The sequence below is a fragment of the Klebsiella sp. GN_Kp190 genome (assembly GCF_040061795.1).
In the GTDB taxonomy this organism is placed as follows: domain Bacteria; phylum Pseudomonadota; class Gammaproteobacteria; order Enterobacterales; family Enterobacteriaceae; genus Klebsiella; species Klebsiella michiganensis.
Window position 1 is genome coordinate 60,735 of the sequence record NZ_JBEAFN010000037.1, and the last position, 12,940, is coordinate 73,674.

13 protein-coding genes are annotated in these 12,940 nt (G+C 57.9%); 10 read left to right on the forward strand and 3 right to left on the reverse strand.

Features of this window, described 5'->3' with window-relative positions:
• Nucleotides 1-14: 14 nt before the first annotated feature.
• From sufC to ABLU67_RS22250, 5 genes are all read left to right on the forward strand, one after another.
• Nucleotides 15-761: a Fe-S cluster assembly ATPase SufC gene (gene sufC, locus ABLU67_RS22230; protein WP_064379822.1), complete on the forward strand. Its 747-nt coding sequence runs from the start codon at nt 15-17 to the stop codon at nt 759-761.
• Nucleotides 736-2,010 (forward strand): Fe-S cluster assembly protein SufD, encoded by a 1,275-nt coding sequence (gene sufD / locus ABLU67_RS22235; protein ID WP_025108211.1) that lies wholly within the window; start codon nt 736-738, stop codon nt 2,008-2,010. Before sufC ends, sufD begins: the two co-directional genes overlap by 26 nt.
• On the forward strand, nt 2,007-3,227 hold the full coding sequence (gene sufS, locus ABLU67_RS22240; protein WP_048262473.1) for a cysteine desulfurase SufS: 1,221 nt from the start codon (nt 2,007-2,009) through the stop codon (nt 3,225-3,227). The genes sufD and sufS overlap by 4 nt, the downstream gene beginning before the upstream one ends.
• Nucleotides 3,228-3,238: 11 nt before the next feature.
• Complete coding sequence (gene sufE / locus ABLU67_RS22245) at nt 3,239-3,655, forward strand: cysteine desulfuration protein SufE (RefSeq protein WP_348852536.1); 417 nt, start codon at nt 3,239-3,241, stop codon at nt 3,653-3,655.
• Between the two features lie 101 nt (nt 3,656-3,756).
• Nucleotides 3,757-4,743 carry a L,D-transpeptidase family protein gene (locus ABLU67_RS22250; RefSeq protein ID WP_221691385.1) on the forward strand — a complete coding sequence of 329 codons (987 nt, stop codon included), beginning with the start codon at nt 3,757-3,759 and terminating at the stop codon, nt 4,741-4,743.
• Nucleotides 4,744-4,806: 63 nt separating this feature from the next.
• Here ABLU67_RS22250 and lpp read toward each other — a convergent pair whose 3' ends face one another.
• Together lpp and pykF are read right to left on the reverse strand one after the other, a co-directional pair.
• Nucleotides 4,807-5,043 carry a murein lipoprotein Lpp gene (gene lpp, locus ABLU67_RS22255; RefSeq protein WP_003029373.1) on the reverse strand — a complete coding sequence of 79 codons (237 nt, stop codon included), beginning with the start codon at nt 5,041-5,043 and terminating at the stop codon, nt 4,807-4,809.
• Nucleotides 5,044-5,355: 312 nt separating this feature from the next.
• Nucleotides 5,356-6,768, reverse strand: coding sequence for a pyruvate kinase PykF (pykF, locus tag ABLU67_RS22260; RefSeq protein ID WP_004119183.1), 1,413 nt, complete (start codon nt 6,766-6,768; stop codon nt 5,356-5,358).
• Nucleotides 6,769-7,277: 509 nt separating this feature from the next.
• Here pykF and fumD point away from each other — a divergent pair.
• Nucleotides 7,278-7,490, forward strand: coding sequence for a fumarate hydratase FumD (gene fumD / locus ABLU67_RS22265; RefSeq protein ID WP_004851729.1), 213 nt, complete (start codon nt 7,278-7,280; stop codon nt 7,488-7,490).
• Nucleotides 7,491-7,516: 26 nt separating this feature from the next.
• Here the strand turns inward: fumD and ABLU67_RS22270 are convergent, their stop codons facing one another.
• A complete protein-coding gene (locus ABLU67_RS22270) occupies nt 7,517-8,155 on the reverse strand; it encodes a TetR/AcrR family transcriptional regulator (protein ID WP_014229708.1) in 639 nt (212 codons plus the stop codon).
• A 126-nt stretch (nt 8,156-8,281) separates the two neighbouring features.
• On the opposite strand from ABLU67_RS22270, the gene ABLU67_RS22275 reads away from it, so the two are divergent.
• The 4 genes from ABLU67_RS22275 to ABLU67_RS22290 all read left to right on the forward strand — a co-directional run.
• Nucleotides 8,282-10,135: a TIM barrel protein gene (locus tag ABLU67_RS22275; RefSeq protein ID WP_348852537.1), complete on the forward strand. Its 1,854-nt coding sequence runs from the start codon at nt 8,282-8,284 to the stop codon at nt 10,133-10,135.
• Nucleotides 10,136-10,214: 79 nt separating this feature from the next.
• Complete coding sequence (locus tag ABLU67_RS22280) at nt 10,215-11,534, forward strand: MFS transporter (RefSeq protein ID WP_004851724.1); 1,320 nt, start codon at nt 10,215-10,217, stop codon at nt 11,532-11,534.
• A 31-nt stretch (nt 11,535-11,565) separates the two neighbouring features.
• Nucleotides 11,566-12,402 carry a shikimate dehydrogenase gene (locus ABLU67_RS22285; protein ID WP_077254493.1) on the forward strand — a complete coding sequence of 279 codons (837 nt, stop codon included), beginning with the start codon at nt 11,566-11,568 and terminating at the stop codon, nt 12,400-12,402.
• 59 nt (nt 12,403-12,461) lie between these two features.
• Nucleotides 12,462-12,940, forward strand: a 479-nt coding sequence (locus ABLU67_RS22290) for a substrate-binding domain-containing protein (protein ID WP_348852538.1), incomplete at its 3' end; no start/stop codon positions are given.

The following is a 12,940-nucleotide window of genomic DNA, read 5'->3' on the forward strand; positions in this document are numbered from 1 at the left end:
ACAAAGGAAATAAGATGTTAAGTATAAAAAATTTGCAGGTCGCCGTTGAAGACAAAGCGATCCTGCGCGGGCTGGATCTGGAGGTTCGCCCCGGCGAAGTGCACGCCATTATGGGCCCGAACGGCTCCGGGAAAAGTACGCTCTCCGCTACGCTGGCCGGGCGTGAAGACTATGAAGTGACCGGCGGCAGCGTGGCGTTTAAAGGCAAAGATTTACTGGAACTCTCCCCTGAAGAACGCGCCGGTGAAGGCATCTTCATGGCCTTCCAGTATCCGGTGGAAATTCCCGGCGTCAGCAATCAGTTTTTCCTGCAAACCGCGCTCAACGCCGTGCGCAGCTATCGTGGCCAGGAGCAGCTTGACCGTTTTGACTTCCAGGACCTGATGGAAGACAAAATAAAGCTGCTGAAGATGCCGGAGGATCTGCTGACCCGCTCGGTTAACGTCGGCTTCTCCGGCGGCGAGAAAAAGCGCAACGATATCCTGCAGATGGCGGTGCTGGAACCGGAGCTGTGCATCCTGGACGAGTCCGATTCCGGGCTGGATATCGACGCGCTGAAGATTGTCTCTGACGGCGTCAACTCCCTGCGCGACGGCAAGCGCTCTTTTATTATCGTCACCCACTATCAGCGCATTCTCGATTATATCAAGCCGGATTACGTCCACGTGCTGTACCAGGGGCGAATCGTCAAATCCGGCGATTTTACTCTGGTCAAACAACTGGAGGAGCAGGGCTATGGCTGGCTTACCGAACAGCAGTAACGCGCTGCAGCAGTGGCACCATCTGTTTGAGTCCCAAAGCGGGCAGCGCAGCCCGCAGGCGCATCAGCACCTGCAACAGCTGCTGCGCCTGGGGTTGCCAACGCGTAAACACGAAAACTGGAAATATACCCCGCTGGACGCGCTACTGAATCAGACCTTTGTCGCCGCTCAGCCGCAGACGCTGACGGCGGCCCGGCGCGACGAACTGGCGCTAACGGTAGAGGCATGGCGGCTGGTGTTTGTCGACGGTCAGTTTAGCGCGAGCCTGAGCGACGATCTGGCCGCCAGCGGCTATGAAGTGCAGGTGGATAACGAGCGTCAGCAGCTGCCTGACGCCGTTCAGCCCGAAGTCTTTCTGCATTTGACCGAAAGCCTGGCGACCACCGTTACCCATATTCGGGTCAGGCGCAACCAGCGCCCGGATAAACCGCTGCTGATTATGCACCTGACGCGCGGGCTGGCGAGCGATGAAATGAACACCGCCCACTATCGCCACCATCTGGCGCTGGAGAGCGGCGCGCAGGCGACCATCATCGAACACTATCTGAGCCTTAACGATGAGCGCCACTTTACCGGCGCAAGGCTGACGATGACCGTGGCGGATAACGCCCACCTGCAGCACATCAAGCTGGCGTTTGAGAACGCGCAAAGCTACCACTTTGCCCATAACGACCTGGCGCTCGGGCGCGACGCCTCCGCTTTCAGCAGCAGTTTTCTGCTCGGTAGCTCGGTGCTGCGCCACCACACCAGCACGCAGTTGAAGGGGGAAAACAGCACCCTGCGGATTAACTCGCTAGCGATGCCGGTCAACGGCGAAGTCTGCGACAGTCGCACCTGGCTCGATCATCAGGTCGGGTACTGTAACAGCCGCCAGCTGCATAAAACCATCGTCAACGATAAAGGGCGGGCGGTGTTTAATGGCCTGATTAACGTCGCGCAGCATGCGATCAAAACCGACGGCCAGATGACCAACAACAACCTGCTGCTGGGCCGCTTATCCGAAGTGGATACCAAACCGCAGCTGGAGATTTACGCTGACGACGTGAAGTGCAGCCACGGCGCGACCATCGGGCGTATTGATGACGAACAGCTGTTTTATCTGCGCTCGCGCGGCATTACGCAGCAGGCGGCGCAGCAGATGATTCTTTACGCCTTTGCCGCGGAGCTCACGGAAGCGATCGACGATGAGGCGCTCAGGCAGCAGATACTGGCGCGTATTGGCCAGCGTTTGCCGGGAGGTAAGGCATGACATTTTCTGTGGAACGCGTGCGCGCGGATTTCCCGCTTCTCAATCGCGAGGTTAATGGCCAGCCGCTGGCCTACCTCGACAGCGCCGCCAGCGCGCAGAAGCCGGAAGCGGTGATTAACGCCGAGGCGGAATTTTACCGCCACGGCTATGCGGCGGTGCATCGCGGCATTCATACCCTCAGCGCGGAAGCCACGGCGAGCATGGAGCAGGTGCGCCAGCGGGCGGCGACGTTCCTCAACGCCCGCTCGGCGGAGGAACTGGTGTTTGTTCGCGGCACCACGGAAGGCATTAACCTCGTGGCGAACAGCTGGGGAAACGCCAACGTCGGCGCGGGCGACAACATCATCGTCAGCGCGATGGAGCATCACGCCAATATCGTGCCGTGGCAGATGCTGTGCGCCAGAGCGGGGGCGCAGCTGCGGGTGATCCCGCTGAATCAGGACGGTACGCTGCAGCTGGATGCGATCCCCGGCCTGTTTGACGAGCGCACCCGCCTGCTGGCCATTACCCAGGTATCGAACGTGCTGGGAACCGAAAATCCCATCGCCGCTCTGACGGCGTTGGCCCATCAGCACGGCGCCAAAGTGCTGGTGGACGGCGCGCAGGCGGTGATGCACCATCCGGTGGACGTGCAGGCGCTGGAGTGCGACTTTTACGCCTTCTCCGCCCACAAGCTGTACGGTCCCACCGGCATCGGCGTGCTCTACGTCAAGCAGGACATTTTGCAGGAGATGGCGCCGTGGGAAGGGGGCGGGTCGATGATCGCCACGGTCAGCCTGACGGAAGGCACGACCTGGGCAAAAGCGCCGTGGCGCTTCGAGGCGGGAACGCCGAATACCGGCGGCATCATCGGGCTGGGCGCGGCGCTGGATTACGTCAGCGCGCTGGGGCTGACGCACATCGCGGAATATGAACAGACCCTGATGCGCTACGCGCTGCAGGCGCTGGAGAACGTGGCGGATTTAACCCTTTACGGCCCGCAAGATCGCCTGGGAGCGATCGCCTTTAATCTCGGCAAACATCATGCTTATGATGTCGGCAGCTTCCTCGATAACTACGGTATTGCGGTGCGGACCGGGCACCACTGCGCCATGCCGCTGATGGCGTTCTACGGCGTGCCGGCCATGTGTCGGGCATCGCTGGCGATGTACAATACGACGGAGGAGGTGGACCGACTGGTAGCGGGGCTACAGCGGATCCACAAATTATTAAGCTAAAGGAAGCAACTATGGCGGCGTTACCGGACAGAGACAAACTGCTGCGCAACTTTAGCCGTTGTGCGAACTGGGAAGAGAAGTATCTCTATATTATTGAACTGGGTCAGCGCCTGGCGCCGCTGAGCCCGGAGGAACACACCGCGCAGAACATCATTCAGGGCTGCCAGAGCCAGGTGTGGATCGTGATGACGCAGGAGCAGAGCGGCGTGATTGCGCTTCGCGGCGACAGCGATGCGGCCATCGTCAAAGGCCTTATCGCGGTGGTGTTTATCCTCTATGACCAGATGACGGCCAAAGATATCACCGCGTTTGACGTGCGTCCGTGGTTTGAAAAAATGGCCCTGACGCAGCACCTTACCCCCTCGCGGTCGCAAGGACTGGAAGCCATGATCCGCGCAATTCGCGCGAAAGCAGCAAATCTTAGCTAGAATAAAACAGTAGATTTCATTCTGTTATGCACGACGGGAGGCTCGCCTCCCGTCGTGCATAACAGGCCTGGCGTTTTATCAGCGAAAGAAGGAATCTCAGTATGAAACGCGCTTCTCTTATCACCATTGCCCTTCTGAGCGCCCTCAGCGCGTCCCACGCCGCTTGGGCCGTTGATTATCCCCTTCCTCCTGCCAACAGTCGTCTGATTGGTGAGAACCAGTTCTGGACGGTACAGGAGGGTGACCGCAACCTGCAGGCGATTGCCCGTCGTTTTGATACGGCGGCGATGCTGATCCTTGAAGCGAACGATACCATTGCGCCGGTGCAGCCTAAACCGGGTACTCAGGTGCTGATACCTTCGCAGATGCTGCTGCCGGACGTGCCGCGCGAGGGCATCGTCGTCAACCTGGCCGAGCTGCGCCTGTACTACTTCCCGCCGGGCGTCAATCAGGTGCAGGTCTATCCCCTGGGGATTGGTCAGCAGGGGCTGGAGACGCCGGAGATGACGACCCGCATAGGGCAGAAAATCCCGAACCCCTCCTGGACGCCGACGGCGGGCATCCGCGCCCGTTCGCTGGAGAAGGGGATTAAACTGCCGCCGGTCGTGCCCGCAGGGCCGAATAACCCGCTAGGCCGCTATGCGCTCCGCCTGGCATACGGTAACGGTGAATATCTGATTCATGGCACCAGCGCGCCGGACAGCGTGGGTCTGCGCGTCAGCTCCGGCTGTATGCGCATGAACGCGGCGGATATCCAGTCTTTATTCAATCAGGTGAAAAGCGGGACGCCGGTACGGATTATCAACCAGCCGGTCAAGTTCGCCGTGGAGCCGGACGGTAAGCGCTATGTTGAAGTTCATCGCCCGTTGACGCCGGATGAGGCCAGCAATGCGCAGACCATGGCCTATACGCTTCCGGCGGAGTTTCATCAATTCTCGGGGGATAAAGCGGTTGATGAGGCGCAGCTTAAACGCGCGCTGACCCGGCGGGCAGGATATCCGGTGGTGGTATCGGCTAGCGGAAGCACCGCGTCGAGCCTGTCGGTACAGAATAATACGCCGGTAGATGAAGCGAAAAGGGTGCAGTAGGCGGGAAAGGTAAGGCAAAAAAAATGGCGCACAATGTGCGCCATTTTTATTACACAGATACTATTACTTGCGGTATTTAGTAGCTGCGTTGTCCAGACGCTGGTTAGCGCGAGCTGCGTCATCTTTAGCAGCCTGAACGTCGGAACGCATTGCGTTCACGTCGTTGCTCAGCTGGTCAACTTTAGCGTTCAGAGTCTGAACGTCAGAAGACAGCTGATCGATTTTAGCATTGCTGGAGCAACCAGCCAGCAGAGTAGAACCCAGGATTACCGCGCCCAGTACCAGTTTAGTACGATTCATTATTAATACCCTCTAGATTGAGTTAATCTCCATGTAGCGTTACAAGTATTACACAAACTTTTTTGTGATGAGAATATTTTTTTACCTGAATGCACTTATTTTTGATCGTTCGCTCAAAGAAGCATCGAAATCATCACGTAACTTTAAAAAGGCGAGTGAAAACAGCGCGCTTCCATCGGATTCATCTTAGATAATCTCGCATTAAATAGTAAATTCCGATTTGCATTTTTATTAATAGCGGCTAGTGCCAGAATAAAAAAAAGCGCCCCGAAGAGGCGCTTTTAAAGGAAATACTAATTAACCTGTAAATTATTACAGCACGTGCACGGAAGCGGTATTGGTGGTTCCGCTCGGGACTAACGCGCCGGAGACCATAACAACCACGTCGCCTTTACGCGCCAGGCCGCTCTGCAGCGCCAGCTCTTTACCCTGGATATAGAAGGCATCGGTAGAAGAGATATCTTCAACCAGCTGCGCCACAACGCCTTTGCTCAGCACCAGCTGACGCGCGGTCGTTTCATTGGTGGTCAGCGCCAGGATGGTGGCATCCGGGAAGTATTTACGTACGGCGCGCGCGGATTTACCGCCCTGGGTTGCCACAACGATCAGCGGCGCTTCCAGTTTTTCAGCCGTTTCAACCGCACCGCGGCAAACCGCTTCGGTGATGCGCAGCTTACGGTTGTCGTTGTTGTATTCAAGACGGCTGGTCATCACGCGGTCGGTACGCTCGCAGATGGTCGCCATGATGGTGACCGCTTCCAGCGGGTATTTACCTTTTGCGGATTCGCCGGACAGCATAACTGCGTCGGTGCCGTCGAGGATGGCGTTAGCCACGTCGCCTGCTTCCGCACGGGTCGGACGCGGGTTTTTGATCATAGAATCCAGCATCTGAGTCGCGGTGATAACGACTTTACGCGCGCGGATACATTTTTCGATCATCATCTTCTGCGCGAAGATCACTTCTTCAACCGGGATTTCAACGCCCAGGTCGCCACGCGCAACCATGATGCCGTCAGAGGCTTCGAGGATCTCGTCGAAGTTGTTCAGGCCTTCCTGGTTTTCAATTTTGGAGATGATCTGGATCTTCTCGCCGCCGTGGGCTTTCAGGTGTTCACGGATTTCAACGACGTCAGAACGCTTACGGATAAAGGAGGCCGCAACAAAGTCAACGCCCTGTTCGCAACCGAAGATCAGGTCCTGCTTGTCTTTTTCGGCCAGCGCTGGCAGAGCGATAGACACGCCCGGCAGGTTAACGCCTTTGTTCTCGCCAAGGTCGCCGTTGTTCAGTACTTTACAAACAACTTTGTTGCCTTCGATAGCGGTGACTTCCATACCGATCAGACCATCGTCAACCAGTACGGTGTTGCCGACGCTCAGGTCGCTGGTGAAACCTTCATAGGTCACCGCAACGATTTCGTTATTACCGACAACGGATTTGTCGGTGGTGAAGGTAAAGGTCTGGCCCGCTTTCAGAGAAACGTCGTTGCCGCCTTCCAGCTTAATGGTACGGATTTCCGGACCTTTGGTATCCAGAAGGATTGCCGCTTTCTTACCGGTTTTACTCATCACATTGCGCAGGTTCTGGATGCGCTGACCGTGTTCCGCGTAATCACCGTGAGAGAAGTTCAGACGCATAACGTTCATGCCAGCGTCCAGCATTTTGGTCAACATCTCTTCGGATTCGGTTTTCGGACCGATGGTGCAAACAATTTTGGTCTTTTTCATGACAGTTTAATCTTTAAGTTGTGAAGGATAGGGATGGGGAATCTGACTCCGTGGGCGCACTGCCGCAGAGTTAAACCTGTATTACGAAAGTTGCTATGCCACGCTCTAAGGATAGGTGACAACAAAAGAGCGTGCAGAAGAATGTGTGCTGGCGGTTCAGCCCATGAAAAGAGGCAACGTGTTATGCGTTTAGTCATGCAATCCAATGCGCTGAAACCATTCAATAAGAATTTGTTGGGCATTATACGTTGCCAAATCCAAAAAAGAAAATGAAAACCATGTTTCATTTCTATAGTTATATACTTAACAAAATGCAAACTAATCCTACGCTTATGCGCAACACATTTTTTCATCACCTGACAAGATAAAGAGAGCGGAAACGCGGGTTTATTCACAAGTTTGTCAGGGAAAAGCGGTCTCTGAGGCGCAAACGCGGAGCTGGTTTGATTTACTCAGGAAATATATCAATAATGATTTGATTGATAATGAAAAATTGAGAGTGAAATAGAATGGGAAACACAGCCAAAGATGAGGCGCTGTATCAGGAAATGTGCCGCGTAGTGGGCAAAGTCGTGCTGGAGATGCGCGACCTGGGTCAGGAGCCAAAGCATATCGTTATCGCCGGCGTGGTGCGTACCGCCCTGGCGAACCCGAAAATCAAACGTTCCGCGCTGACGCAGGAAGCGATGGAGAAGGTGGTCCATGCGCTTTCCGGAAACTAGCCGCCGCCGGGCGCTTCCCGCGCGCTTCAGGAAATGACAAAGCGAATAACCGCCTTGACGGCAATATCGCAGTGGTGGGCGACCATCGCTTCATCATCAATAGCCGGCATCGGATCGTCCAGGTAGAGGCTGCTGAACGTATAAAAGTTTGATACCTGGTAGAAGCTAAAGCTGCTGATCAATCGATGCACATCGCGCGCTTCCAGCCCTGCCTGAAACACCCCTTGCTGCTGCCCGCGCTGAAGAATATCTTCCAGGATCGACAGGGCGGTGCGGTTCAGCGGTTTCAGCTGACCTGAACTTTTCAGCCATTTCCCGCGCTGCATGTTTTCCATACAGATCACCCGCATATAGTCAGCGTGCGTGGCGTGATAGCGCACGCTCCACTTCACCAGCTGCACCAGCGCCTCTACCGGCGGTACGTTTTCCAGCCCGAGCTGCTGCTCGGTTTCGCGGATCCTCGCGTAGACGTGCTGCAGCACGGCCTGATAAAGCAGCTCTTTGGTCTTGAAGTAGTAGACCACCATGCGTTTGGTGGTCTGCGCTTCGGTGGCGATTTGCTCCATCCGCGCGCCCGACAGTCCATGCTCGGCGAAAACGGTAATGGCGGCGGCGAAGATCCGCTCTTTCAGAGACTGCGCTTCATCATGAGCAACGACGGACATAACGGCTCCTTTTCTTGAGATGCAAAAAATACACATATTGATCACAATTTTGCAACCAATCATGGCGCATTTGAACCAAATGATACATATTCAGGTCACTAAGTCAGCTAATGACCCGAGGACTCTATGTTGCGTTCCATCGCCACCGTCTCGATCTCCGGTACCTTACCCGAAAAGCTCCATGCCATCGCAGCGGCGGGCTATCAGGGCGTCGAGATCTTCGAAAACGATCTGCTCTATTATACCGGTACGCCGGCCGATATCCGCCACCTGGCGGCAGATTTAGGGCTAAAAATCACGCTTTTTCAACCATTTCGTGATTTTGAAGGCGCCAGCCGCGCCCAGTTCGCCGCCAACATGGAACGCGCCAGGCGCAAATTTGCGCTTATGCACGAGCTGGGCTGCGACACCCTGCTGCTGTGCAGCAACGTTCAGCCGGACTGTTCCGCCGACGTCGAGCTGCAGGTCGCCGACTTACGCGCCCTTGCTGCGCTGGCGGAGCGGGAACGCATCACGATTGGCTACGAGGCGCTGGCCTGGGGCACCCACGTCAACCGCTGGCATCAGGCGTGGGCGCGGGTCAAAAGCGTCGATAGCCCGGCGCTGGGCATCGTGCTCGACAGTTTCCACGTGCTGGCGCGCGGCGATACGCTGGCGCAGCTGGCGGATATGCCGCTGGAAAAAATCACCTTTGTACAGATGGCCGACGCGCCGCTGATGAAAATGGATATTCTCGAATGGAGCCGCCACTTCCGCTGTTTTCCCGGCCAGGGGCAACTGCCGCTGGTGGAGTTTGCCTGCGATCTTACCCGCCGCGGCTACTGCGGCCCCTGGTCGCTGGAGATCTTTAACGACAGCTTCCGCGCATCGCCAAACGGCGCGACGGCGAAAGATGGCTATCGCTCGCTGCTGTGGCTGGAAGAGCAGGTCCGTCAGCGGCTGCCGGAAAGCCGGGCGCCGCTGTTTTCCCCCGCTGAACTGCCCCTCTACGCCGGGCTGGAGTTTATCGAGTTTGCCGCCACGCCGGCGCAGGCGGGCGAACTCGGACACAGGCTGACGCAGCTCGGCTTTGCCGAAGAGGGGACGCATCGCTCAAAACGCGTCGCCCTCTGGCGCAACGGCGGGGCGAGGGTGGTGGTTAACGCCCAGCCGCATAGCTGGGCCGATCATTTTCACCAGCGTCACGGGGTTTCCCTCTGCGCCATGGCGCTGCGCGTCAGCCAGAGCGCGGCGATCGTGGAACGGGCCCGCGCCTTAGGCTACGCCACCTGGCAGGGCGATGCCGGGCCGAACGAAAGCCCCATCCCGGCGGTTTGCGCCCCGGACGGCAGCCTTATTTATCTGATTGAGATGGGGGACGATATCTACACCCGCGATTTTCATCTGCGCAAAGAAGTCACGCCGCGCGACGATTATCGGGGTATCGATCACCTGGCACTCGGCATGGAAGCGGACAGCCGCGATAACTGGATTATCTTTTTCCGCACCGTATTCGGCTTTACGCTCGAACATGAGCAGACCCTGCCCGATCCTTACGGGCTGGTGCGCAGCCTGGCGGTGCGCAGTCCGCAGGGCGACATTCGTCTCGCGCTCAATATTTCGCAAAGCCGCGCCACGCAAATTGCCCGTTCGGTAGCCTGTTATCAGGGAGCAGGTTTACAGCACGCGGCGTTTGCCTGCCACGATTTACCCTCCACGCTCGCGAGCCTGGCTCCGGTTGCGGTCAACGCGCTGCCGATCCCGGCGAACTACTATGAAGATCTGTTGGCCCGTTTTGGCGAGGATGTTCAGGTCAACCTGCTGAAGAATCATCAAATTCTTTACGATCGTGACGGAAGCGGCGGTGAATTCCTGCACCTATATACCCGCCCGTTTTCTGCCGGACGCTTTTTCTTTGAACTGACCGAGCGGCGCAACGGTTACGCACTTTATGGTGCTGTAAATGCAGCTGTACGCTTGTCAGCAATGCAGTACACCTAGTAATGTAGCAAATGGTTCACAACCCAACGTCGCAAACACAATAACAACATCCGGCTGTACCCTATGACAGGAAACGACTATGAACTCTTATAGCCATAATCACACGACGGCGGCCGCCGCGTCCGGCGCGCGGCCTTCCCGGCGGCGTATCGGTATCCTTGCGCTGCTGGCGGTCGGCACCATGATCAACTATCTCGACCGCACGGTGCTGGGGATTGCCGCGCCGCAGCTGACCGCAGAGCTGGGTATTGATGCCGCGATGATGGGCATCGTATTCTCCGCCTTTGCCTGGACCTACGCGCTGGCGCAGATCCCCGGCGGCATCTTTCTTGACCGCTTCGGTAATAAAGTCACCTATTTTCTGGCGCTGACCCTGTGGTCGCTATTCACCATGTTCCACGGCCTGGCGGTCGGCCTGAAAACCCTGCTGCTGTGCCGTTTTGGCCTCGGCGTCAGCGAAGCCCCCTGTTTCCCGGTGAACAGCCGGGTGGTGAGCGCCTGGTTCCCGCAGCAGGAGCGCGCCAAGGCGACGGCGGTCTATACCGTCGGCGAATATCTCGGGCTGGCCTGTTTTGCGCCGCTGCTGTTCTGGATAATGGGCAGCTTTGGCTGGCGCGCGCTGTTTATTAGCGTCGGCGCCGCCGGCGTGATGTTCGCGCTGGTGTGGTGGCGCTGCTATCGCGAGCCGCATGAGGATAAACACCTCAATCAGCTGGAGCGCGAGCACATCGTCAACGGCGGCGGAATGTCCACCGGCGCAGAGCAGCATACCGCCTTTAGCTGGCCGCTGATCCGCCAGCTGCTGGCGAAACGGCAGATTCTCGGCGCCAGCATCGGGCAGTTTGCCGGTAATACGGTGCTGGTCTTCTTCCTGACCTGGTTTCCAACCTATCTGGCCACCGAGCGCCATATGCCGTGGATTAAGGTCGGCTTCTTCGCCATCATGCCGTTTCTGGCGGCGGCGGGCGGCGTGATGTTCGGCGGCTGGGTCTCCGATAAGCTGCTGAAGGCCACCGGCTCGGCGAACCTCGGGCGTAAGCTGCCGATCATTGCCGGTCTGCTGATGGCGAGCACCATTATCTCCGCCAACTGGCTGACCAGCGATCTGGCGGTAATTCTGGTGATGTCGTTCGCCTTTTTTGGTCAGGGGATGGTCGGGCTGGGCTGGACGTTGATCTCCGACATCGCGCCGAAAGGCCTTGGCGGTCTGACCGGCGGCCTGTTTAACTTCTGCGCTAACCTCGCCGGGATCCTGACGCCGCTGATTATCGGTTTCATTGTTGCCGCCTCCGGCAACTTCTTTTACGCGCTGATTTATATCGGCGGCGCAGCGCTGCTGGGCGTGGCGGCTTATGTCTTTATCCTGGGCGATGTCAAGCGTATCGAACTTTCGCAGTAACGTGATGCAGTCGTTGTTAAAGGAGCAGGGAATGGTGATTAGTGGAAATACGCGGCTGATAGCGCATCTTGGCTATCCGACCGCGAAGTTTAAAGCGCCGATGATTTACAACCCGTGGTTGGTTCATCAGCAGGTTGACGCCAAAGTGGTGCCGATGGGCGTCAAGCCTGAGGATTACGCCGCCTTTGTGCCGATGCTGTTTAAGATGACCAATATTATTGGCGCGCTGGTCACCATGCCGCACAAAATCGCCACCTGCGGGCTGGTGCAGCATCTTAGCCCAACGGCGGCGATAGCGGGCGCCTGTAACGCGATCCGTCCCGAAGCCGACGGCACGCTGAGCGGCGATATGTTTGATGGCGAAGGCTTTGTCCTCGGTATCACGCGTAAAGGTTTCCAGACGCGAGGGGCGCGGGCGCTGGTGGTGGGCAGCGGCGGCGTCGGCTCGGCCATTGCCGCATCGCTGGCGGCGGCGGGCGTCAGCGCCCTGACGCTGTACGATATCTGTTCGCAGACGGCGGAAGCGCTGGCCGGGCGTCTGCTTGAGCACTATCCTCGGCTGGACATTACGCTGATGCAGCGCGATCCGCAGGGGCACGATCTGGTGGTTAACGCCACGCCGCTGGGGATGAAAGAGGGCGATCCGCTGCCGCTGGACCCGCAGCGCCTGACGCCGGGCACCTTTGTCGGTGAAGTGGTTATGGCCCAGGAGTTCACTCCGCTACTGCAGGCGGCGCAGGCGGCGGGCTGCCCCATTCAGCGCGGCACCGACATGCTGTTTGAAATGATCCCGGCCTATCTGCGCTTCTTTAACCTGCCGGTGGCAACGCCGGAACAGCTGCGCGAACTGGCGGAAATTCGCTACTGAAATGACCTGAACCTGCGTTATTATAGCGCTGTATTTATGACTATATAGCGATGGTTCTTATGACTCCCTCCCTAACGCTGCTGGCGGCGGGAAGCCTGAAAAGCGCTTTCATTCCGCTGCTGGCGCGCTTTCAGCAACAGACCGGCATCCCGGTCGAGGTCCATTTTGGTCCGGCAGGGCTGCTGCGCGAGCGCATTGAGGGCGGAGAGCCGTGCTCGGTGTTCGCCTCGGCCAATAGCCAACATCCGCAGGCGCTGCGTCAGGCCGGGCTGGCCGGGGCGTGCTATCTGTTCGCCCGGAATCAGCTGATGCTGACCGCCCGCCGCGGCGCAATAACCGAGACGCGGGAGTGGCTGGCGCTGCTCAGCGACCCGGACTTACGCCTGGCAACCTCAACGCCGGGCTGCGACCCTTCAGGCGACTACACCTGGCAGCTTTTCTCCCACATTGAAGAGCGCTGTCCCGGCGTCGGTGCCGCCATCATGGCGCGCGCGCGGCCGCGGGGATGCGGCCCCGACACGCAGCCGGTGCCCGCGGG

Bases quoted from the DNA above. Each gene is read 5' to 3' on its own strand.
- sufC (WP_064379822.1), top strand. From the start codon at position 15: ATGTTAAGTATAAAAAATTTGCAGGTCGCCGTTGAAGACAAAGCGATC.
- sufD (WP_025108211.1), top strand. From the start codon at position 736: ATGGCTGGCTTACCGAACAGCAGTAACGCGCTGCAGCAGTGGCACCAT.
- sufS (WP_048262473.1), top strand. From the start codon at position 2,007: ATGACATTTTCTGTGGAACGCGTGCGCGCGGATTTCCCGCTTCTCAAT.
- sufE (WP_348852536.1), top strand. From the start codon at position 3,239: ATGGCGGCGTTACCGGACAGAGACAAACTGCTGCGCAACTTTAGCCGT.
- ABLU67_RS22250 (WP_221691385.1), top strand. From the start codon at position 3,757: ATGAAACGCGCTTCTCTTATCACCATTGCCCTTCTGAGCGCCCTCAGC.
- lpp (WP_003029373.1), bottom strand. From the start codon at position 5,043: ATGAATCGTACTAAACTGGTACTGGGCGCGGTAATCCTGGGTTCTACT.
- pykF (WP_004119183.1), bottom strand. From the start codon at position 6,768: ATGAAAAAGACCAAAATTGTTTGCACCATCGGTCCGAAAACCGAATCC.
- fumD (WP_004851729.1), top strand. From the start codon at position 7,278: ATGGGAAACACAGCCAAAGATGAGGCGCTGTATCAGGAAATGTGCCGC.
- ABLU67_RS22270 (WP_014229708.1), bottom strand. From the start codon at position 8,155: ATGTCCGTCGTTGCTCATGATGAAGCGCAGTCTCTGAAAGAGCGGATC.
- ABLU67_RS22275 (WP_348852537.1), top strand. From the start codon at position 8,282: ATGTTGCGTTCCATCGCCACCGTCTCGATCTCCGGTACCTTACCCGAA.
- ABLU67_RS22280 (WP_004851724.1), top strand. From the start codon at position 10,215: ATGAACTCTTATAGCCATAATCACACGACGGCGGCCGCCGCGTCCGGC.
- ABLU67_RS22285 (WP_077254493.1), top strand. From the start codon at position 11,566: ATGGTGATTAGTGGAAATACGCGGCTGATAGCGCATCTTGGCTATCCG.